Below are 20,922 nucleotides of genomic sequence, written 5' to 3' on the forward strand. Positions count from 1 at the left end.
CCCGGGCGCGAGAACGGCCCCGCCCTCAGTCCTGGTGGATCCGGTCCACGAGGATGTCGATGACCAGCGGGGTACGCGGTCCGAAGCTCAGCAGAACCCCGTCCTCCGCTGTCACGATCCGCCGGTCCGCCCCGGCCGGTGTCTCCCGGATCCCCGGAATGTCGACCAGGCCGTCGACGCCGCCGACCGACGCGAGCCCCTTGTCCATCATCAGGATCACGTCGGGCTGGGCGGACACCAGGGCCTCACTGGTGAGCGGTGTGAACGGTTTGTCCAGGCCCGCCTGGACACCCGCGTCCACGGCACCCGCCGCGTCGATCAACGAATCCGCACCCGACCCCTTCCCGCCCATGAGGTAGACGGCCGCGCTGCCCCGCATGTAGAGGAAGGCCACCTTGGGCCTGCTGCCCTGCGGCACGGCCGCCCTCGCCGCCGCGAGTTCCTTGTCGATACGGTCGTTGAGGGCCTTGCCCGCCTCCGGGACGCCCAGGGCCTCGGCGATACGGGTGGTACGCGTTGCGACGTCGGCCAGTTCGGCCGCCGGGTCGAGGACGACGACGGGAACACCGGCGTCGCGGATCTGGTCGATGGCCTCCCGCGGCCCGGTGTCGGTGTCGGCGAGCACCACCGTGGGCCGCAGGGACAGCACGCTCTCCGCGCTCACGTCGTGCGCCTTGGTGACCTGCGGGAGCTTCTTCGCCTCCGCGAAGGTGGCGGTGATGTCCCGGCCGACGACCCGGTCGCCGAGCCCCAGCGTGAACACGATCTCCGCCACACCGCCGTTGAGCGGCAGGATGCGCGAGGCGTCGTTCACGGTCACCTTCCGCCCGTCGGAGGAGTCGACGGTCACCGGCAACCGCGGTGCGGGCGCCTTGCCTTCGAGGGGCAGGAGGGTGTTCTTCGCGAGCTGTTTCTCGGCCGCCGCGGCCCGCTCGCTCGCGGACGCCGGGGACGCGTCCGCGCCCGGGGTTCCCGAAGAACCGGTGCCACCACCGCAGGCGGCCGTCAATAGCGCGAGGGCCAGGACGACGGGGGCGAAGACCCGGCGCCGCGCGGATTGTTGGGATCTACCGGACATACGCATCGCTCGGCCTTTCGAGTCTCCTGGGTCCCCTGCAATGGAGGAGTAGCTTAGGTTAGGTTTACCTTAATAACTTCTGGTGGGGGTGTTGACGTGAATGGGGCAAGTGGCCTGCATGGCAGGCGAGTTGCAGCTTCCGCCGCGCTCGCGGCGATCGCTCTGACGCTTGCGACGGCTTCGCCCGCGGTGGCCGCGGGGACGTCGGCGACAGGGCCCGAGGGGCAGAAACTCACCGTCTCCAAGGCCTCCGGCCTCGACCCGGCGGGCGAGACGGTGACGGTCTCCGGCACCGGCTACAACACCGAGAAGGGCATCTACGTCGCCTTCTGCGTCGACAACGGCGCCGGCAAGACGCCCACGCCGTGTGTCGGCGGTGTCGACATGTCCGGCGAGTCGGGGGCGTCCGTGTGGGTCTCCTCCAATCCGCCGTCGTACGGCGAGGGTCTGGCGAAGCCGTACGGAGGCACTGGACACAAGGGCACGTTCAGCGTCCAGCTCAAGGTGCGCGCGAAGGACGCGAACACCGACTGCACCAAGTCCGGCGTGACCTGCGCGGTGATCACCCGCAACGACCACACGCGCGGCGGCGACCAGAGCCAGACGGCCCGCATCCCGGTGACGTTCGCCGGCAGCGGCGCGGGCGCGCCGGGCGACAGCACCGCCTCGGCGACGCCCGGCGCCTCGACCGGCGCGAGCACCACGGGCGGCGGCACGACGGGCGGTTCGGGCGACACCGATGACCCGACGTCGAGCGGACCGCTGGCCAGCACCGGCTCCGCCGCCCTGATGATCGGGCTCACCGCGGCCGGTCTGGTCGCGGCCGGTACCGGCACCTGGTTCTGGGCGCGTCGGCGCCGGACGGGGCACGCGGGCGACCCGAGCGCCGGCTGAGGCGGGCACGGGAACGCGCTCGCCGACAGCGACCCGACCTCATATCCCAGAAGGAGATGGAAGATGGTGAAAAGACCCGGCGCCGCCGCTCTGGCGGGCGGCGTCCTGCTCGCACTGCTGAGCCCGGGCATGGCGGCCGCGCAGGACAGCGCGGCGTTCCCCCGTGAGGTGTCCGGAGGGTACGCGAGCTGGAGCACGGCCGAGGCCGAACTCGCCGACCAGGGCGTCTCGTTCCACGTCACCGAGCCCGCCGTACGAGGATCCGCGGACCGCGCCTGGTTCCCGGCCACCGGCGGCGGCGCGAACCCCGGAACCGGCGAGGCGGAGGTCGAGTTGGCCGGTACGGCCCGACTGGCCGGCGCCGCGCAGCCCCTGGCCTTCGGCGGCCTGCGGCTGGAGCTGCGGGAGGGCGCCGGTGCGTTGTACGCGCGTACGGCCGTCGGCGGCGAGGCACGGGAACTGGCCCTGGCCCGGGTCACACCCGGCGACACCGCACCCGCCGTACGTACGGGCGGCGTGACCTGGACCGGACTGCGGGCGGCCCTCATGGACGAGGGCGCCCGACTGCTGTCGGAGTGGAGCGGGCGGCGGTTCGCGGAGGGGGACGGTCTCGGTCTTCTCGACGTGACCGTGGGAACGGGCGCCGCCGACGACGCGCCCGAGGTCCCCGCGCGGCCAGCCGAGACGCCGCAACCGTCCCCGAGCGCCACCACGCCGGAGAGACAGCGGACGGCGCCGCAGCAGCAGGCGGAGCCCTCCGCCGCGGTGGCCCACGCCGGTCTGGAGGCGGGCGGCGAACAGGAAACCACCGGCGCGGGCTTCGAGCCCGGCGAGGTGGTGCTCGTCGCGATCGACGAGGACACCCGGTACCAGGCGGTCGCCGACGCGCAGGGCCGCGTCTCCCTGGTCTTCCCGGTGTACGCGACGGCCACCGCGGGCGCGCACACCGTCGAGCTCTACACCGTCTCCGGGGAGCGCAGGGCGCTCACGGAGTTCGAGGTCCGGCCGGCCTCGGGCTGATCCGGCGTGTTGGCGGGAGCGAATTCGCATCGAGGAGCGGGCCGCACGGTCCGCCCCTCGCCATGCCCAACTCCGTTGTTCTCCAAGCCACTTGAGAACTCTTTGCCTTCTGTTGACAAGCTTCGGGAAATCGTATTTAGGTTTGCCTTACCTAACCCCCCACGGGGTTCCGCAGCACCCAGAGAGGTGAAGTGCTCACCATGAGAGCCGTTCCTTCCGCCCGTACCTCAGCCCGTGCCGCCCTCGCCGTCGCCGCCTCCGCCGCCCTCACCCTGGGCCTGGCGACCTCCGCCTCCGCCGCCACCTCGACGCGCACGATCGTCGACGGCAGCACCACCTACAACCTGTCGGTGACCGCCCCGAACACGGCCGCCACGGCGGGCCAGGTCATCACCGTCACCGGCTCCGGCTTCAACACCGGCCAGGGCATCTACGTCGGCCTGTGCGTGATCGACGGCGCGCCGGGCGTCAACAAGCCCACCCCGTGCCTGGGCGGCCAGGACGAGGACGGCTCCACCGGCGCCTCGCACTGGGTCAACAACACCTTCGGCGGCATGTTCGCCAACAGCTCCAAGTTCGGTACCGGCGGCACCTTCAGCGTGCAGATCTACGTCAAGGCCACCCTCGACGACGGCAGCGTCTGCGGCGACGACGTCACCTGCGCGATCGTCACCCGCGCCGACCACTTCGACACCAACGACCGCAAGTACGACGTGCACGTCCCGATCACCTTCCAGTAGGCGCCCGTCGGACCGGGCCCCTCGCACCCGGGGCCCGGCTCTCGCGCGACCGGAGTGCCGGGCGCACCCGACCAGTGAGGAACCCTTCATGAAAGACGACACGACGGCCCGGGCGGCGCGCCCCCGGCTCAGACGCCCGGCGGCGCTCCTCGGCGCCGCCGCCCTGGTGGCGGCCGCGGCGACGGCCGTCACCGTCGGATCTGCCGCGCAGGCCGCCGACACGCCGAGGACGGCGCTCGGCAAGGACGGCCAGCAGCTCACCGTCTCCGCCTCCGCCGGCCTGGACCCGGCCGGTGAGACCCTCCGCGTCACCGGCGAGGCCTACGACGACACCAAGGGCATCTACGTCGCCGTGTGCAAGGACAACGGCGACAACCGCATTCCCACCCCCTGCCTCGGCGGTGCCGACCAGGAGGGCGACAGCGGCGCCTCGAAGTGGATCATCCCGGTGGACGCCCCGGACGAGGGCGCCGGCACGGTCGCCATCCCCTGGGGCGAGGGCGGCACCTTCGACGTCGAGCTCGAGGTCAAGGCCAAGGACGGCGGTCTCGACTGCCTCCAGGTCGCCTGCTCGGTCGTCACCCGCGTCGACCACAACGGCACCGGCGACCGCTCCCAGGACGTCCGCATCCCCCTCACCTTCCAGGGCCAGGATCCCGGCGACGGGAACGGCGGCGGGGACGGAGTGGACGTACCGGCGGGCACGGTCAGCTTTGCGAAGTCGGCCGAGTTCACCGCCGCTGGGCGGCCTCTGGACCTCCTGCTGCACCCCGACTCGGGGAAGCTGTACGTCGGTTCGGACAACATCGTCGACACCGCGGACGTGGCCGAGCAGGGTCTGTATGTCCTCGACGCGAAGGACGGCAGGGTCCTCAGCCACATCGCCCAGGCCCCCGGCTCCACCGGCACCCTGGCCGCCCGGGTGGTCCGCCAGGTCGTCGCACCGATTTCCGGCGACGGGGTCGTGTTCCACTACCCGCTGCGGGGAATCGGCACCGCCAAGGACGGCGACCCGGCCGCGAAGGGTGTGTGGCTGACCGGCGCCACGATCACCGGCATGGGCCAGGGCACCGACGCCTCGACCGTCCTGGTCGCGCAGGGCCCCGCCCTCTCCGAGCTGGAGATCACCAGCGGCGCGGTCAAGCGCACCCTCACCCTCGACGACGGGGCCCTGCTCGGCGTCGACGCCGAGCACAAGGCCGCCTGGTCCGCCGGCGTCACGGGCGGGCAGCTGCGCCGCGTGGACACCGGCTCCTTCACGGTCACGGCCACGGCCGAACTCCCGGCGGCGTCCGTGTTCTTCGTCGAGCCGGACCCGGCGACCGGCAACGTCTGGGTGGGCAGCGGGGACGACGTGCTCGTCTTCGACAAGGACGCCAAACTGCTGACCACACTGAAGGGCAACGGCAACGACCGGCCCACGGCGGCCGGGTTCGACCGGACCACCGGCGAGGCCTTCGTCCTGCGCGAGGACTACGGCAACGCCGACAACGGCTCGGACAACGTCGGCTCCCTGCAGGTGTTCGACGGCGCCACCTTCAAGCAGGCCGCCGAACCGGTCTCCCTTCCGGGCAGCCGGGCCGGCACCTTGGCGGGCATCGCCGTCGCCCCGGGCGCCACGTCCGTCTACCTCACCCACCAGGCGGAGAGCAAGGTCGTCAAGCTCGACCGCCGCGTCTCCCCCAAGGTCACCCAGTCCCCCACCGACCAGTCGGTGGCCCCGGGTGACGAGGTGACGTTCGTCGCCGCCGCCGAGGGCACCCCGGAGCCGACCGTGCGCTGGCAGGTCAGCCCGGACGGCGGCCAGACCTGGAACGCCGTCGAGGGCGCGACGAAGAACGCGTACTCCTTCACCGCGAAGGCGGCACAGGACGGCTACGAGTACCGCGCCGAGTTCACCAACTCGGTGGGCACGACGCGTACTTCACCCCTCACCCTCACGGTCACCGAGGCCGGCGGCGACGGCACCGACGGGGGCAACAACGGCGGCGAGGACGACGAGCCGTCCGGCACGAAGACCGTCACCGGCCCCGAGGGCCAGAAGCTCACCGTCACCCCGGTCAACAACCTCGCCACCGAGGACCAGACCCTGAAGATCACCGGCTCCGGCTACGACGAGGACAAGGGCATCTACGTCGCCCTGTGCGTCGACAACGGCGACGGCGAGCTGCCCACGCCGTGTATCGGCGGCGTCGACATGTCCGGCGCGTCCCACTCCTCGGCGTGGATCTCCTCCAACCCGCCCGACTACGGCGAGGAGTTGGCGACCCCGTACGAGGCGGGCGGCTCCTTCGAGGTCGAGCTGACCGTGGACGCCAAGGACGAGTTCACCGACTGCTTCAAGGCCACCTGCGTGCTCGCCACCCGCGCCGACCACACCCTCTCCGGCGACCGCTCCCAGGACGTGAAGGTCCCGGTCGCCTTCGTCGGCCAGGACCCGGTGGACACCGACCCGGGCACCGGTGACACGGGCGGCACGGGCGGCTCCTCCGGTACGACGGGCGGCAGCACCGGCACCACCGGCGGCGGCACCTCCGGCTCCACGACCGGCGGCACGGGCACGACGGGCACCTCGACCACGGGCGGCAGCCTCGCCTCCACCGGCGTCACCGTGCTGTCCGTCGCCGCGCTCGCGGCGGCGCTGCTGGGCGCGGGCTGGGTGGCGTACCGCCGCGGCCGCACGGCCAACTGACGGCGGTTTCAAGGCGATTCGCCCTCCGGTGCCACCTGCACCGGAGGGCGAATCACTGTCCGCGCGGGGTCAGCACTGTCCGCGCAGGGTCACAGGGAGACCGCGACGGCGTTGTACGTCGTCTCGGGCGTCGGCGTCGTCGTGAAGCGCGCGTTGACCAGGTAGAGGCGGTCACCGAAGCGGGCGGCCGTGGTGGGCACGTCGAAGCGCGGGTCGGTGATCGTCTTGCGCAGGGTGGCGGTGGTGGCCTTGGCGTCGAGGTCCCAGACGCTGATCAGGTTCAGGCGGTTCTGTACGACGTACAGCGTGCGGCCGATGCGCCACAGACCGTCGCCGTTGACCACGTCCGCCTGTCCGACCAGTGTGATCTTCGTGGCGACGCCGGTCCTGACGTTCACGTTGTACAGCTCGCCCGGCGTGCTCTTGACCACGATCAGACCGCGGCCGTCGGGCGTGCCGACGATGCCGTTGGCGTTGTTGACGCCCGGCAACTGCGTCCAGTCGCCGGTGAGCGGCAGGACCCGGATGTCGCCGGACCTGCCGCCGCGCGGGACGCCGTACAGGGCCGCGTCGCGCGAGTCGGTGAACCAGGCTCGGTCGCCGAGCAGGGTGACGTCGTTGATGAAGTGGCCGGTGGCCTCGGTGAGTTGGTGGGTGGCGAGGAGTTCGCCGGTGCGGGAGTCGTGGACCCGGGCGACGCCCGTGTTCCCGGCGACGTACAGCAGTCCGTCGTGGTCGGTCTTCAGGCCCACGGAGATCAGGCCGGTGCCGCCCGCGAAGAGGACCTTGCCCTCTCCGGTGCGCAGGTCGGTGCGGTAGATCGCGCCGTTGGCACGGGAACCCAGGTAGGCGTACGGCTTGCTGCCGATGGCGATGCCCTCGGGAAGCCAGCCGTTCGGGAGCGGGAACTCCGTCGGCCAGGTGGCCTTCGGGGTCGCGCTCGCCGGACCGGCGCCGACCGTCACGGCCAGGGCGGCCAGGGCGGTGCCGCCGAGGACGGCACGCCGGGTCGGGCGGGGGTGGGTCGGGGTCATGGTGGGACCTCCATGGCATGGTTTTCGTTGACAACTACGACAACAACTACGTTGACAATGCCGTAAGTTGGCAACGTTTTTGCGACGCGCGGAGTTCCCCGTGACCCCGACCGCCACCGGCGTCACGCCGCCCGCGCCGCCACCAGCCACTTCGACGGAAGTTCGATCCGGGTGCCGTCGGGCCGGTACTCCGTGGTGACGAGCGGCAGGTCACCGCTCGCCAGGACACTCAGCCCGGCCGCGTTCAGATAGCCGGGGATCGCGTCGTCGGCGACCTCGCCGGGCGCGATGCCGTGCCGGAAGACGGGCGCCAGCTTGGGCGGCGGACCCTCGGGGCTCTGCGCCAGGCCCATGAGGACGGGCTTGGCGGCCTCGGAGAGCTCGACGAGGAAGGCCCGGCCGCGGTCCCCGAGGAGCGCGGCGAGCCCGTCCACCAGAGGCTGCCGGTCGTCCGGGTCGGCCTGGTGGAGGACGCCCCTCATGTAGACGTTGGCGTCGCCGAGTTCCGCGTGCAGGGTCTCCGCCTCGCCCTTCCCGGCGGCGTCCAGCAGCCGGTACGTCGCCTGTCCGGCCCGGTCGTTGTCCCGGGCGTGGTCGAGGGCGGCGGCGGACAGGTCGGCGCCGAGGACGTGCGGGAAGCGGTCGGCGAGGAACCGGGTCTGGGTGCCGTTGCCGCAGCCGAGGTCCACCAACGGCAGTCCGTGGTCGACCATGTGGGGTTCGAAGAGGGCGAGGTGGGCGCCGGCCGTCAGGATCGGCTCCGCGTCCCAGATCACGGCCCCCTGTTCGCCGGGAGCCTCACGCCAGAAGCCCTCCCAGGCCTCTCGGTACCGACTCGTCACGCTCATGACCAACTCCCCAGGGTGCGACGCCGCCCGACCCGAGTGACGGGCGAGTACGGTGTATCGCGCCCAGGTCACGCCCACAAGCGCGTGGCACATTCCTTCACGGGTCTTTCCACACGGGTGCGCCGTCGTGCGCCCCCTGTGCCCCAGGGGTCGGGTCAGCGCCGCGGCAGCGTCAGTTCGAACCACACGGTCTTGCCGGCCTTCGTCCGGCTGGTCCCCCACTCACGCGCGAGGGTGCTCACCACCCGCAGGCCGCGCCCGGCCTCGTCGCCCGGCCCCGCGCTCAGCAGGGTCGGCAGCTCGTGGTCGTCGTCGTCCACCTCGCACAACAGGTGGTCGCCGCGCACCAGGCGCAGGTCGACGGGGCGGTGGTGGGAGTGCCGTACGGCGTTGGTGACGAGCTCGCCGACCAGCAGCTCGGCGGTGTACGCGAGCTTGGCCAGCCCCCAGTCGTGAAGTTGCTCGCGGACCACCGCGCGGGCCCGTCCGACCTCGGCCGGGTCCAGGGGGAGCCGCCATTCGGCGACGTCGTCGGGTTCGATGCCGTTCAGGCGGGCCATCAGCAGGGCCACGTCGTCCTTGCGGCCGCCGCGGGTGTTGAGGGCGCGGATGATCGTGTCGCAGGCGTCGTCCATGGAGGCGGCCGGATGGGCGGCGGACTCGCAGAGCGTCGCCAGTCCTACGCCGATGTCCTCGCCGCGCACCTCCACCAGGCCGTCGGTGCACATCACGAGCCGGTCGCCGGGCTCCACGCGCACGCGTACCGCCTCGAAGGGCACCCCTCCGACGCCGATGGGAGCACCGGTGGGCAGGTCGAGCAGTTCGCTGCCGCCGTCCCGGGCGCGGACCACGACGGGCGGGATGTGACCGGCGTTGGCGAGGTGCAGTTCGCTCGCGATCGGGTCGTAGACGGCGTAGAGACAGGTCGCGAGGTAGGTGTCGCCGAGGCGCTGGGCGAGGTCGTCGAGGTTGCGCAGCAGTTGGGCCGGCGGCAGGTCGAGGGCGGCCATGGTCTGGACGGCCGTACGCAACTGGCCCATCATGGCGGCCGAGTTGAGGCCGTGGCCCATGACGTCGCCGACGACCAGGGCGGTGCGGGCGCCGGGCAGTTTCACGGAGTCGAACCAGTCGCCGCCGACGCGGCCGAGGAGCGTGCCGGGCAGATAGCGGGTGGCGATGTCGCAGCCCGCCATGCGCGGCGGAATGTGCGGCAGCATGCTGTCCTGGAGGGTCTCGGCGACGCTCTCCTGGTAGGTGTACATGCGCGCGTTGTCGAGCACCAGGCCCGCGCGGGCGGCGAGTTCGGCGCCGGTGACCCGGTCCATGTCGTTGAACTCGACGCGCTCGGGGTGCCGCAGCAGGATCATGAAGCCGAGCACTACGTTGCGTGCCTTGAGGGGCACGATCAGCATGGAGCGGCCCGTGATGAGCGGGCGGATGTCCCGCTTCTCGAACTGCGAGGCGATGGCGTGGCCCATCTGCTCGCTGATGCGGGGCACGAGGACGGGTTCGCCACTGGTCATGCACTGGAAGAACGGCGTGTGCGCGGGGAACGGCATGGCCTCGCCGACCGGCACGACGTCGTCCCAGCGGCCGGGTTCGTCGGTGTGCTCCAGGGCGACCCGGTGCCACATGGTCGTCGTGTCCGGAACCCCCTCGGAGAACTCCTCGCCGGCGACGACCTGTTCGCGCAGATAGGTGCCGGCGACATCGGTGAAGCGGGGTACGACGGCCTTGCTGACCTCGATGATGGTCTTGGCCAGGTCGAGCGAGGTGCCGATACGGCCGCTGACCTCGTTCAGGAACTCCAGACGCTCGCGTACGGCGGCGTACTCGAGGTCCTCGCTCTCCTCGGCGACGTCCTGCGGGACGGGCCGTCCCTCGGCCAGGGCGCGGGCCGCGCGCTCGCGGCGGGCCTTGCGCTCGGTGCGCCGGGGCACGCCCCAGTCGGGGGTGACCGGAACCCGGTCGTTCTGGCTGAACTCCAGGACGGGGTAGCCCAGTTCGAGGACCTGCGCGACGATGCGGGCGCCCTCGTCGACGCTCATGCTGGGCAGGATCTCGGGGAGCCTGCGGGCCAGGTCGTCGGCGCCCGGGAAGTCGGTGTGCAGGGCGAAGCCGGGCGCGATCCGCTCGAACGCCACGTCCTCGTCGGGGTCGTCCTGCCGCAGTCCGCCCGCGTCGGCGGCGAGGACCAGCAGGCGCTCGCGTCCGGGGCCGACCAGCGGGTATGCCCACCACAGCACGTCGGCCCGGTCGTGTTCCGCGACGGTGAGGCGGGCGCGGCCCGCGGCCGGGTAGGACAGCCTGCCGTCGAGGGAGGTCTCGAGGTCGGGGCCGAGTCCGTCGTAGGCCGCGTGTGCCCAGTAGGGCGCGACCTCGTCGTCCTCCGGCAGCGCTCCGGAGACGGGCAGCAGGTCGACCGCGGACCGGCCGATCGCTTCTTCCTTGGCGGCGCCGAAGAGGCGGCGCGCACCCGTGCTCCAGTGGGAGACCAGGCCGTCGCGGTCCACCACGACCACGGCCAGCGGGATGCGGCCGGGCGCGGCCTGCTCCGCCGCGCCGTTCCCAGCTCCGGGGCTGGGAGGTGCGTCCCTCTCGGTGCCACGGTCCATGGCCCAGGCCCTCTCTCCCCACGGCTCCGCGAGATCTGTGCCGCCTTCACCACGGTACGGCGCCGGTCGGTCACGATGTGCGGCAATCCGGGAATTGATGCCGTGGGATCACGCCGGCGCACGCCCCCGCGCGCCCCTGCTGAGCTGGGCGAACGACCCGAGGAGGCCAAGTTACTGACAGGTTTTCAGTTCTCGTGTGCCAGCTGCAGATCGCGTTCCGTGCGTCCCCCGCCGGCCACCTGGAGCACGGTGGCGACCGGCGGGTAACCCGCGGCGATGACGGTGTACTCGCCGCTGGACAGATCGACGAAACCGAACGTCCCGTCCGGGCCGGTGGTGAGGGTGTCCACGACGTTGCCGGCCGCGTCCAGCAGCGTCACGCGCGCGTCCTCGACGGGCCGTCCGCCGCCGGCCCGCACGGTGCCGCGCAACGCGGCTCCGCCGGCGAGTTCGACGTCCTGGCGGGTCTCCCGGGACGCCCGGACGGTGACGGGGACCGCGGCCGGGCGGAAGCCGGGCGCGCCGACGGCGAGGGTGTACTCACCGGCCACCAGCTCGGTGACGACATAGCCGCCCTCACGTCCGCTGCGGGTGGTGGCGACGACCTCACCGTGCGCGTCGGTGAGGGTGACGATGGCGTTCCGGACGGTGGTTCCGTCCGCGGTGACCACGCTCCCGGCGAGGCGTCCGGTGCCGCCGAGGACGATGTCCAGCTCGACGGGGTGCTCCCCGACGGTCACGGAGACGGCCTGCGGCTGGTGGCCGCCCGCCGCGGCGATCAGGACGTACGCCCCCGAGCCCGGCGTCGGCAGCGTGAACCGCCCGTCCTCGCCGCTGGTGCCCCGCCCGATCTGCTGTCCCGTGACGTCGATCAGGGTGAGCGCCGCACGGGGCACGACCGTCCCGTCGGGGTGCCGCACCGAGCCGCACACCGGGTATTGGGAGGCGTACGGCGAACGCGCCTGTGGGACCGGGGCGTTGACGGACGCGGTCTCCGGCTCCGCGGCGGGGGCGTCGTAGGACACCAGTGGTTTCTCCTTGAGGAAGAAGGCGATGAGCAGGCCGAGGACGAGGACCGGCACCAGGTAGAGGAAGATCCGCGGCATGGCGTCGGCGTACGCCCGGATGTAGCCGTCGCGCAGTGCCGGGGGCAGGGCGTGGACGAGCTGCGGGGTGATGGCCTCGGGGTCGGGGAGCCTGGCACCCGCGCGCGCGGGAAGGCGTTCTTCGAGCGAGTCGGTGAGCCGGTCGGCGAAGAGGGTGCCGAAGACCGCGGCGCCGACGCTGCCGCCGATCTGCCGGAAGTAGTTGTTGGCGCTGGTGGCGGCACCGAGGTCGGCGGGGCGCACGGAGTTCTGCACGGCGAGGATCAGGACCGGCATCACCATGCCGATGCCGGCGCCGAGGACGGCCATCCAGATGCTGTAGTGCAGCCGGGGCGTGTCGGCTTCGAGGCGGGACAGGAGCCACATGCCGATGACGGACAGCAGCCCGCCGATGACGGCGTGGATCTTGTAGTGCCCGGTGTGGCTGATGAGCTGCCCGGAGATGATCGAGGCGCCGACGATGCCGCCCATCATCGGCAGCATCAGGAGGCCCGACTCGGTGGCGGAGGCCCCGTCGACCATCTGCAGGAACGTCGGCAGATAGCTGGCGGCGCCGAACAGGGCGACACCGGTCACGAGGCCCACCAGGCCGGTGACGTTGAAGACGGAGTCCCTGAACAGCCGGAGTGGGATGAGGGGTTCGGCCGCGAAGTGTTCGGCGACGAGGAAGAGGACGCAGGCGGCCACCGCGCCGGCGCCGAGTCCGAGGACGACCCGCGAGTCCCAGGCGTACTCGGTGCCGCCCCAACTGGTCAGCAGCACCAGGCAGGTGGAGGCGGCGGCGAGGAGCAGCGCGCCGAGGATGTCGAGCCGGGGCCTGGCGGTCGGTTTCGGCAGCTTCAGCACGAGGGCGACGACGGCGAGGGTGACCAGGCCGAAGGGGACGTTGAAGTAGAAGCACCAGCGCCAGGAGAGGTGGTCCGTGAAGTAGCCGCCCAGCAGGGGCCCGGCGACGGAGGCGAGACCGAAGGCGGCGCCGATGAGGCCCATGTAGCGGCCGCGCTCCCGGGCCGGCACGATGTCCGCGATGATCGCCTGCACGCCGATCATGAGGCCGCCCGCGCCGACGCCCTGGACCGCGCGGAAGGCGATCAGCTGGTCCATGGTCTGCGCCCGGCCGGCGAGTGCGGATCCCACGACGAAGACGACGATCGCGAACTGGAAGACGCCCTTGCGGCCGTAGAGGTCGCCGAGCTTGCCGTAGATCGGCAGTCCGACGGTGGCGGTGAGCAGGTAGGCGGTGATCGCCCAGGACATCTTGTCCAGGCCGTGCAGTTCGCCGACGATCTTGGGCAGCGCGGTGGCGACGATCATCTGCTCCAGCGCCGCCAACAGCAGCGCGAGCAGCAGCCCGAGGAAGACCAACCGGACCTGGCGCGGGCTCAGTCCGGTCTCGGCGGCCGTCCCCCTGGGCGGTTCTTCCGGCTGAGGTGCCGCGGCCGGTTCGTCCTTTACCAGAGTGGTCCCGCCCACGTACCGCTCCCCTCGTCGCGCTGCCGCACAATTCCCGCGTAAAGCGACAACTGCAGGCAAGCGCGACGAGTTACGGCGTATCGCCGGGGTGGCCGGAGATCCACTCGAACCGGTGAGGTGACCAACGGCCCGTCACGGGTGGCACGTTGGGGCTACTTCGCGACCTCGGCGGCGAGCTTGTCGAGCACGGCGTCGTAGATCCGGCCGAGGCCCTTGGGTGCGAAGGTCTTCTCGAAGAAGCCGCCGATGCCGCCGGCGCCCTGCCAGGTGGTGGTGACGACGACCCGTGACTTGCCCTCGCCGGCCGGGGTGACCCGCCAGGTGGTGACCATCGAGGAGTTGCGGTCCTTCTCGACGAGTTCGCCGTCGGTGGGCTCGCTGACCTCCAGGAGGCAGTCGCGGACGCGCTTGCTGGTGGCCTGGAGCTTCCAGTGGACGAGGGTGCCCTCGCCGTCGCCGCCCTCGCGCACCTCGTACTCGCTGAAGTGCTCGGGCAGCAGCTTCGCGCGCGTGCCGGTGTAGTCGGCGAGGGCGTCGAACACCTTCTCCGCGTCCGCCGCGACGATCCGCTCCGTAGTGGCCTCGACCTGCGCCATTGACTTCCTCCAGGACCTTTGGTTCTCGGGGTTGGGGCAAGCCAACCACCCCGGGTCCCGGGCGCCCAAATCGGGGGGCCGGAAGCGATCGGGCGGGGATCGACGGGCGATCGAACACGCCGGTCGCACGATCAAGGGAACACGTGTTCTATTCTGGGGGCAGTGCTACCGAGGAGGCCTCATGCGCTGGGAGAACCTCACCGAGTCCGGCGAACACAGCCGGGCCGACGCCGCGCTGTTCGGCGCGGATGCGGTGACCACCCGTACCTTCGACACGCCCGAGTTCCGCGGGATCACCTTCCACGAGGTCCGGGCCCGCTCGATCATCAACCGGGTGCCGGGCGCCTCCCGCATGCCGTTCGAGTGGACCGTCAACCCCTATCGGGGCTGCACGCACGCGTGCGTGTACTGCTTCGCCCGCAAGACGCACAGCTACCTGGACCTCGACACCGGGATCGACTTCGACTCCCAGATCGTGGTCAAGGTGAACGCGCCGGAGCTGCTGCGCCACCAGCTCGGCTCGCGCCGCTGGCAGGGCGAGCACATCGCGATGGGCACCAACGTCGACTGCTACCAGCGCGCCGAGGGCCGCTACCGGCTGATGCCGGGCATCATCGCCGCCCTGCGCGACCACGCGAACCCCTTCTCGATCCTGACCAAGGGCACGCTGATCCTGCGCGACCTCGACCTGCTGACGCAGGCAGCCGCGGTGACGGACGTCGGAATCTCGGTCTCGGTCGGGTTCACCGACGCCGAGCTGTGGCGCACGGTGGAGCCGGGCACACCGGCGCCGGAGCGGCGCCTGGAGGTGGTACGGACCCTGGGCGGGCGCGGCATCGGGTGCGGTGTCCTGATGGCGCCGGTCATCCCGTTCCTGAGCGACCACCCGGCCCAACTCCGGGAGACCGTACGGGCGATCGCGGCCTCCGGAGCCACGTCGGTCACCCCGCTGGTGCTGCATCTGCGCCCCGGCGCCCGGGAGTGGTTCATGGCCTGGCTCGGCCACCATCACCCACACCTGGTCGGCCGTTACGAGCGGCTGTACGCGGACGGCTCCTACGCCCCGAAGTGGTACCAGCGCCGGATCACCCGTCAGGTCCACGATCTGGCCCAGGAGTACGGCATCGGCCCCACGCGCGCGGGGATGCCGCGGCGGATCCGCGAGCCGGAGCCCGACCGACCCGATCTGACCGAACCGACCCAACTCTCGCTTATCTGAGAGCATCCGAGCGCAACTCGCGACCCAATTGGGTCAAGTATTGACAGAACGCGCTCTTCCGGGAGTGCTTTCCGGGACGATGCGGCGAGGACCGTGACCCTCGCGGTCCGAAACCCTCCGTCCTGGGAGGACTCCATGAGAAAACGCGCAGCCGCGCTGTGCGGTGCCGCCGTCGTCGTGGCCGGGACCTTCACGGCCGTCCCCGCCGGCGCAAGCACTCCACAGACCGCGGAAACCGCACAGGCCGCGAAACTCACCTGGAAGAAGTGCGGCACCGCCGACTATCCGACGCTCCAGTGCGCGTCCCTCAAGGTCCCACTCGATCACGCGAACCCGTACGGGCAGCGGATCACGCTCGCGCTGTCCCGCGTCCCGCACACCGCGAAGAAGTACCAGGGCCCGCTGCTGGTCAACCCGGGCGGCCCCGGCGGCAGCGGTCTGACGCTCGCCGGCTTCGTCGCCTCCTCGCTGCCCAAGGCGGTCGCGGCGCAGTACGACGTCATCGGCTTCGACCCGCGCGGGGTGGGCGCGAGCAAGCCCGCCCTCGACTGCAAGCCGGGCTACTTCGACCCGGTGCGCCCCGACTCCGTGCCGAGCACCCCCGCGATCGAGAAGGCCAACCTCTCCCGCGCCAAGTCCTTCGCCGCCGCCTGCGGCAAGAAGTACGCGAGCGTGCTGCCGTACATCGACACGGTCAGCGCCGCGCGGGACATGGACGCGATCCGCAAGGCGCTGGGCGCCAAGAAGATCAACTACTTCGGTTACTCGTACGGCACCTACCTCGGCGCGGTCTACGGCAAGCTCTACCCGGACCGTGTGCGGCGCCTGGTCCTGGACTCGATCGTCGACCCCACCGGCGTGTGGTACGACGACAACCTCGCCCAGGACCACGCCTTCAACGACCGCCACCGGGCGCTGATGTCGTGGATCGCCAAGTACGACGCCACGTACAAGCTCGGCACCGATCCGGAGAAGATCGAGGCCAAGTGGTACGCGATGCGGGCGGCCCTCGCCAAGAAGCCGGCCGACGGGAAGGTGGGCGCCGCCGAACTGGAGGACACCTTCCTCCCCGGCGGCTACTACAACGGCTACTGGCCCTACCTGGCCGAGGCGTTCGCGGCGTACGTGAACGACAAGAACGACGACCCGCTGGTCGAGGCGTACGAGAACTTCGCCGCCGTGGACGCCTCGGGCGACAACGGCTACAGCATCTACACCTCGGTGCAGTGCCGTGACGCGTCCTGGCCGCGCGACTGGAACCAGTGGCGCAAGGACAACTGGGCGGTGTACGAGCAGGCTCCGTTCATGACCTGGAACAACGCCTGGTACAACGCGCCGTGCGCGTTCTGGCCGACGGACTCGCTGCAACCGGTGAACGTGGCCAACGGCAAGCTGCCGCCGGCGCTGCTCTTCCAGGCGACGGACGACGCGGCCACCCCGTACCAGGGCGGCGCGACGGTCCATCACATGCTCGCCCGCTCCAGTCTGGTGGTCGAGGAGGGTGGCGGGAACCACGGCATCTCGCTGAGCGGGAACGCCTGCCTGGACAAGTACCTGGCGGCGTATCTGACCGACGGCACGGTGCCGCGCGGCGGCGGCGAGGCCGACGCGGTGTGCCAGGCACTGCCGGATCCCGAGCCGCTGGCCTCGAAGGCGGCGTCGACGTCCTCGCGCGGCTCGACGCTGCACGGTCTGCTCGGCTTCCGCGGCTGAGCACGGCCTGACGCCCCGTCGGGGGCGACGCCGTCGGAGGCGTTGTCAGACCCATGGTCCACCATGGACGCATGAGTGAGCTGACGAGGATCCCCGCCCCCGACGGAGTCGCCCCCTCCGCCCAGTACAGCCACGTCGTCCTGGGCACGGGCCGCTTCGTGGCCGTCTCGGGCCAGCTCGCCCTGGACGAGGACGGCAGGCTCGTCGGCGAGGACGACCCCGCGGCCCAGGCCCGACAGGTCTTCGAGAACCTGCGCCGCTGCCTGGCCGCCGCGGGCGCGAGCTTCGACGACGTCGTCAAGCTCACCTACTTCGTCACGGACATGGCCCACCTGCCTGCCATCCGCGAGGCTCGCGCGGCCCACATACCCGACGACCGCCTGCCGGCCTCGTCCGCGGTGCAGGTCGCCTCGCTGGTCCGGCCCGAGTTCCTGCTGGAGGTCGAGGCGTTCGCGGTGGTCGGCGCGTGACGGACGTACGGGTGCGGGAGATGAGGCTCGCCGACTGCGACCGCGTCTCCGAGATCCGCGTCCGGGGCTGGCAGAGCGCCTACCGGGGGCTCATGCCGCAGTCGTTCCTCGACGCCCTCAGCGTGCCGAAGGACGCCGAGTGGCGGCGCGCCCACTTCTCCGCGCGCGCGGAGCACGGTGTGGTGAACCTGGTCGCCGAGCAGAACGGCGAGATCGTCGGCTGGGCGGCGTACGGCCCGTACCGCGACGGCGAAGAGCGCACCGAGGAAGCCGAGTTGTACGCGATCTACGTGGATCCGGACAGGTACGGCGGCGGCATCGGACACGCCCTGCTCCAGGAGTCGCTCCGGCGGTGCGAGGCCGCCGGACACGGCAGCATCCTCCTGTGGGTCCTCAAGGGGAACGCCCGCGCGCGGCGGTTCTACGAGCGGGCGGGTTTCCGCGCCGACGGCATCGAGGAGCCCTTCGAGGTGGAGGGCGTCGCCGTGCCCGAGGTGCGGTACGCGAAGAAGCTGTCCCACTGACGCCTCACCGCTGTCTCGGGATCCGCGCCAGCGCCTGCACCGCCGCCTCCGCGAGCACCGGGTGCGCGAGGGCCTCGTTGAGGACCGGCCTCGCCCGGGTGTCGCCGAGCGTGCCGAGCCCTTCCACGCAGGCGAGGGCCACGCGCCGGTAGGGGTCGTGCGGGCGCAGCCGCCGCCCCAGGGTGTCGATCAGCGCCGGTACGGCCTCGGGGGCACGCAGCCGCACCAGGAGCCGGACGGGGTGCAGGGCGTAGGCGACACGGAGTTCGTTGGTGGCGAGGGCGGCGGCCGCGCGGGCGGTGCGCGGGTCGCCGAGGCGGGCCAGGGCATGGGCGGCGGAGGCGCAGCGCTGCGGGTCGCGGTGGTTCAGCAGCAGGACGAGGGATTCGAAGGCACGCCGGTCGCCCGCGAGGCCGAGCCGGAACGCGGCCAGTTCCCTGGCCCACAGCGGCTGTCCGGGCTCGGTGAGCACGGCCGCCAGTTCGTCGACGTCCTCGGTCGCCACGAGGCGGCCGTAGAGCGGTGTCTCCCCCGACTCCTGCCGTAAGCGTTCCGTGAGTGATCGCAACTCTTCGTCCATGAACCCGAGATTAGGGGGTGGCCGGGGGCCCGGGAGCTACATCACAAACTCGGGGGCTGGCGCGCTCGTTACTCACGAGTTAAGCTCAGACGAGCGAGTTACCCACTCGCGGAATTCCTCGTGGTGGCCTGGTGACGCAGCCGCCGCGAGAGCAGTCGGTTCGGTACCTCGTGTACCCGAGTACGACCCGGCCCCGGGACAGGGCCGGTCGGTTTCCGCCGTTTCCGGGCGTGTGCACGCCTCGCGACGGCACCGGGCGTGTGCGCCTGCAGCCCGGCAACACCCGCACTCCTCTTCGCACCCCGGTGCGCTCCTGGTTCGGCCCCGTTCGGGCCTTCCTCGGCGCACCCGGGCGCGCTTCCAGTCGTCACCCTCATTCCTGGAGTCCGCGATGGCCGCTCCCCTGTCCGACACCCCTCCGTCCCCCTTCAGGACCGTCGCCGTCGTCGGCCTCGGCACGATGGGCACCGGCATCGCCGAGGTGCTCGCCAAGGCCGGCCGCGAGGTCGTCGGCATCGACATCAGCGAGGCCGCCGCCGCCCGGTCGGTCGCCGCCCTGGAGACCGCGACGGCCCACGCCGTGGAGCGCGGCCGACTGACCGGGCAGGAGCGCGCCGACCTGCTCGCCCGCGTCCGCACCTCCACCGATCTGCGGACCGCGGCCGACGCCGACCTGGTCATCGAGGTGGCTCCGGAGTCGTACGAGATCAAGCAGCAGATCTTCCGTGAACTCGACGGGATCGTGCGGCCGGAGACGATCCTGGCGACCGGCACCAACGCCCTGTCCGTCACCCGGCTCGCCGCCGACTCGGCCCGCCCCGAGCGCGTGCTCGGCCTGCACTTCTTCAACCCGGCACCGGCGATGAAGCTGGTCGAGGTCGTCTCGTCCGTGCTGACCGCGCCCCAGGCCGTCGCCGCCGTCACCGACCTCGCGATCGAGCTCGGCAAGGAGCCCGTCGCGGTCGGCGACCGGCCCGGATTCGTCGCCGACGGGCTGCTGTTCGGCTACCTCAACCAGGCGGCCGCGATGTACGAGGCGAAGTACGCCTCCCGCGAGGACATCGACGCCGCGATGCGGCTCGGCTGCGGGCTGCCCATGGGCCCGCTGGCCCTGCTCGACCTGATCGGCGTCGACACCGCGCGGACGGTCCTGGAGGCCATGTACGCCGAGTCCCGCGACCGGCTGCACGCCCCCGCGCCGATCCTCAAGCAGCTCAGCGCGGCGGGCCTGACCGGCCGCAAGTCGGGCCGCGGCTTCTACACGTACGAGGCGCCGGGCAGCGCGACGGTCGTGCCGGACGCCCTGACACCCCTCGCGGGCGGCCTCGACGTCCCCGGCCGTCCGGTCCGCTCCGTCGGCGTCGCGGGCTCGGGCACCATGGCGTCCGGCATCGCCGAGGTGTTCGCCAAGGCGGGGTACGAGGTCGTGCTCGCCGCCCGCAGCGAGGAGAAGGCCCAGACCGCCAAGTCCCGTATCGGCAAGTCGCTTTCACGCTCCGTCGACAAGGGGCGGATGACCGCCGAGGCCGCCGCGCAGACCCTGGACCGGATCACTCCGGCGGGTTCGTACGACGCCTTCGCCGACGTCGACCTGGCCGTGGAGGCCGTCGCCGAGGACCTGGAGGTCAAGCAGCAGCTGTTCGCGACGCTGGACAAGGTCTGCAAGCCGGGCGCGGTCCTGGCCACCACGACCTCGTCGCTGCCTGTCGTCGCCTGCGCCCGCGCCACCTCGCGTCCGCAGGACGTGATCGGCATGCACTTCTTCAACCCGGCGCCGGCGATGAAGCTGGTCGAGGTCGTCCGTACGGTGTTGACGGCCGAGGACGTCCACTCAACGGTTCGCGAGGTCTGCGTCAAGATCAAGAAGCACGCGGTCGACTGTGGGGACCGGGCCGGCTTCATCGTGAACGCGCTGCTCTTCCCGTACCTCAACAACGCGATCAAGATGGTGCAGGAACACTATGCATCCCTTGACGACATCGACGCGGCGATGAAGCTGGGCGGCGGTTATCCGATGGGTCCGTTCGAGCTCCTGGACGTCGTCGGGCTCGATGTCTCCCTGGCCATCGAGAAGGTCCTGCACCACGAGTTCCGCGACCCGGGCCTGGCCCCGGCCCCGCTCCTGGAGCACCTGGTGGCCGCGGGCTGCCTCGGCCGCAAGACGGGCCGCGGCTTCCGCGAATATGCCCGCCGCTGAGCGTCCCGGCGACTGGTTCGCGGGGGACGCGGACTGGGGCGGGCTGCTCGACCCGGGCGGCTTCGCGCCACCCGCCACGCACAGTTCGCCCCCACCCGCTCAGCCCGACGCTCCCCCGCCCGC

16 protein-coding genes are annotated in these 20,922 nt (G+C 71.7%); 9 read left to right on the forward strand and 7 right to left on the reverse strand.

Annotation, left to right across the window (positions count from 1 at the left end):
• Window positions 1–25: 25 nt before the first annotated feature.
• Complete coding sequence (locus tag AC5P09_RS21055) at window positions 26–1,084, reverse strand: heme/hemin ABC transporter substrate-binding protein (RefSeq protein WP_493875373.1); 1,059 nt, start codon at window positions 1,082–1,084, stop codon at window positions 26–28.
• A 90-nt stretch (window positions 1,085–1,174) separates the two neighbouring features.
• On the opposite strand from AC5P09_RS21055, the gene AC5P09_RS21060 reads away from it, so the two are divergent.
• The 4 genes from AC5P09_RS21060 (at window position 1,175) to AC5P09_RS21075 (ending at window position 6,424) form a co-directional block, all read left to right on the forward strand.
• Window positions 1,175–1,972 carry a neocarzinostatin apoprotein domain-containing protein gene (locus tag AC5P09_RS21060; protein WP_493875374.1) on the forward strand — a complete coding sequence of 266 codons (798 nt, stop codon included), beginning with the start codon at window positions 1,175–1,177 and terminating at the stop codon, window positions 1,970–1,972.
• 63 nt (window positions 1,973–2,035) lie between these two features.
• Window positions 2,036–2,992, forward strand: coding sequence for a hypothetical protein (locus AC5P09_RS21065; protein ID WP_493875375.1), 957 nt, complete (start codon window positions 2,036–2,038; stop codon window positions 2,990–2,992).
• A gap of 200 nt (window positions 2,993–3,192) precedes the next feature.
• On the forward strand, window positions 3,193–3,732 hold the full coding sequence (locus tag AC5P09_RS21070; protein ID WP_493875376.1) for a hypothetical protein: 540 nt from the start codon (window positions 3,193–3,195) through the stop codon (window positions 3,730–3,732).
• 88 nt (window positions 3,733–3,820) lie between these two features.
• Window positions 3,821–6,424 carry an immunoglobulin I-set domain protein gene (locus tag AC5P09_RS21075; protein WP_493875377.1) on the forward strand — a complete coding sequence of 868 codons (2,604 nt, stop codon included), beginning with the start codon at window positions 3,821–3,823 and terminating at the stop codon, window positions 6,422–6,424.
• 89 nt (window positions 6,425–6,513) lie between these two features.
• Here the strand turns inward: AC5P09_RS21075 and AC5P09_RS21080 are convergent, their stop codons facing one another.
• From AC5P09_RS21080 to AC5P09_RS21100, 5 genes are all read right to left on the reverse strand, one after another.
• Complete coding sequence (locus AC5P09_RS21080) at window positions 6,514–7,458, reverse strand: SMP-30/gluconolactonase/LRE family protein (RefSeq protein WP_493875378.1); 945 nt, start codon at window positions 7,456–7,458, stop codon at window positions 6,514–6,516.
• A 122-nt stretch (window positions 7,459–7,580) separates the two neighbouring features.
• Window positions 7,581–8,306, reverse strand: coding sequence for a class I SAM-dependent methyltransferase (locus AC5P09_RS21085; RefSeq protein ID WP_493875379.1), 726 nt, complete (start codon window positions 8,304–8,306; stop codon window positions 7,581–7,583).
• Window positions 8,307–8,461: 155 nt separating this feature from the next.
• Entirely contained in the window at window positions 8,462–10,921 is a 2,460-nt protein-coding gene (locus AC5P09_RS21090) for a SpoIIE family protein phosphatase (protein WP_493875380.1), read from the reverse strand.
• 185 nt (window positions 10,922–11,106) lie between these two features.
• Window positions 11,107–13,500 carry an MFS transporter gene (locus tag AC5P09_RS21095; RefSeq protein WP_493875381.1) on the reverse strand — a complete coding sequence of 798 codons (2,394 nt, stop codon included), beginning with the start codon at window positions 13,498–13,500 and terminating at the stop codon, window positions 11,107–11,109.
• Between the two features lie 152 nt (window positions 13,501–13,652).
• Window positions 13,653–14,096, reverse strand: coding sequence for an SRPBCC family protein (locus AC5P09_RS21100; RefSeq protein ID WP_493875382.1), 444 nt, complete (start codon window positions 14,094–14,096; stop codon window positions 13,653–13,655).
• A gap of 181 nt (window positions 14,097–14,277) precedes the next feature.
• Here AC5P09_RS21100 and AC5P09_RS21105 point away from each other — a divergent pair, with 181 nt between their 5' ends.
• From AC5P09_RS21105 to AC5P09_RS21120, 4 genes are all read left to right on the forward strand, one after another.
• On the forward strand, window positions 14,278–15,315 hold the full coding sequence (locus AC5P09_RS21105) for an Rv2578c family radical SAM protein (protein WP_493875383.1): 1,038 nt from the start codon (window positions 14,278–14,280) through the stop codon (window positions 15,313–15,315).
• Window positions 15,316–15,450: 135 nt separating this feature from the next.
• A complete protein-coding gene (locus AC5P09_RS21110; RefSeq protein WP_493875384.1) occupies window positions 15,451–17,028 on the forward strand; it encodes an alpha/beta hydrolase in 1,578 nt (525 codons plus the stop codon).
• A 71-nt stretch (window positions 17,029–17,099) separates the two neighbouring features.
• A complete protein-coding gene (locus AC5P09_RS21115; protein ID WP_493875385.1) occupies window positions 17,100–17,498 on the forward strand; it encodes a RidA family protein in 399 nt (132 codons plus the stop codon).
• Window positions 17,499–17,518: 20 nt separating this feature from the next.
• A complete protein-coding gene (locus tag AC5P09_RS21120; RefSeq protein ID WP_493875445.1) occupies window positions 17,519–18,022 on the forward strand; it encodes a GNAT family N-acetyltransferase in 504 nt (167 codons plus the stop codon).
• Between the two features lie 4 nt (window positions 18,023–18,026).
• On the opposite strand, the gene AC5P09_RS21125 is transcribed toward AC5P09_RS21120, so the two are convergent.
• On the reverse strand, window positions 18,027–18,602 hold the full coding sequence (locus tag AC5P09_RS21125; RefSeq protein WP_493875386.1) for an adenylosuccinate lyase: 576 nt from the start codon (window positions 18,600–18,602) through the stop codon (window positions 18,027–18,029).
• A gap of 391 nt (window positions 18,603–18,993) precedes the next feature.
• Between AC5P09_RS21125 and AC5P09_RS21130 the strand changes: the two genes are divergently transcribed.
• Window positions 18,994–20,799 carry a 3-hydroxyacyl-CoA dehydrogenase family protein gene (locus AC5P09_RS21130; protein ID WP_493875387.1) on the forward strand — a complete coding sequence of 602 codons (1,806 nt, stop codon included), beginning with the start codon at window positions 18,994–18,996 and terminating at the stop codon, window positions 20,797–20,799.
• The last annotated feature ends 123 nt before the right edge of the window (window positions 20,800–20,922 follow it).

The organism is Streptomyces sp. a15, from assembly GCF_059026085.1.

Excerpts from the sequence above, each read along its gene's own strand:
- AC5P09_RS21110 (WP_493875384.1), top strand. The coding sequence starts at position 15,451 with ATGAGAAAACGCGCAGCCGCGCTGTGCGGTGCCGCCGTCGTCGTGGCC.
- AC5P09_RS21120 (WP_493875445.1), top strand. The coding sequence starts at position 17,519 with ATGAGGCTCGCCGACTGCGACCGCGTCTCCGAGATCCGCGTCCGGGGC.
- AC5P09_RS21130 (WP_493875387.1), top strand. The coding sequence starts at position 18,994 with ATGGCCGCTCCCCTGTCCGACACCCCTCCGTCCCCCTTCAGGACCGTC.
- AC5P09_RS21125 (WP_493875386.1), bottom strand. The coding sequence starts at position 18,602 with ATGGACGAAGAGTTGCGATCACTCACGGAACGCTTACGGCAGGAGTCG.
- AC5P09_RS21065 (WP_493875375.1), top strand. The coding sequence starts at position 2,036 with ATGGTGAAAAGACCCGGCGCCGCCGCTCTGGCGGGCGGCGTCCTGCTC.
- AC5P09_RS21105 (WP_493875383.1), top strand. The coding sequence starts at position 14,278 with ATGCGCTGGGAGAACCTCACCGAGTCCGGCGAACACAGCCGGGCCGAC.
- AC5P09_RS21075 (WP_493875377.1), top strand. The coding sequence starts at position 3,821 with ATGAAAGACGACACGACGGCCCGGGCGGCGCGCCCCCGGCTCAGACGC.
- AC5P09_RS21055 (WP_493875373.1), bottom strand. The coding sequence starts at position 1,084 with ATGCGTATGTCCGGTAGATCCCAACAATCCGCGCGGCGCCGGGTCTTC.
- AC5P09_RS21090 (WP_493875380.1), bottom strand. The coding sequence starts at position 10,921 with ATGGACCGTGGCACCGAGAGGGACGCACCTCCCAGCCCCGGAGCTGGG.
- AC5P09_RS21070 (WP_493875376.1), top strand. The coding sequence starts at position 3,193 with ATGAGAGCCGTTCCTTCCGCCCGTACCTCAGCCCGTGCCGCCCTCGCC.
- AC5P09_RS21100 (WP_493875382.1), bottom strand. The coding sequence starts at position 14,096 with ATGGCGCAGGTCGAGGCCACTACGGAGCGGATCGTCGCGGCGGACGCG.
- AC5P09_RS21085 (WP_493875379.1), bottom strand. The coding sequence starts at position 8,306 with ATGAGCGTGACGAGTCGGTACCGAGAGGCCTGGGAGGGCTTCTGGCGT.
- AC5P09_RS21080 (WP_493875378.1), bottom strand. The coding sequence starts at position 7,458 with ATGACCCCGACCCACCCCCGCCCGACCCGGCGTGCCGTCCTCGGCGGC.
- AC5P09_RS21115 (WP_493875385.1), top strand. The coding sequence starts at position 17,100 with ATGAGTGAGCTGACGAGGATCCCCGCCCCCGACGGAGTCGCCCCCTCC.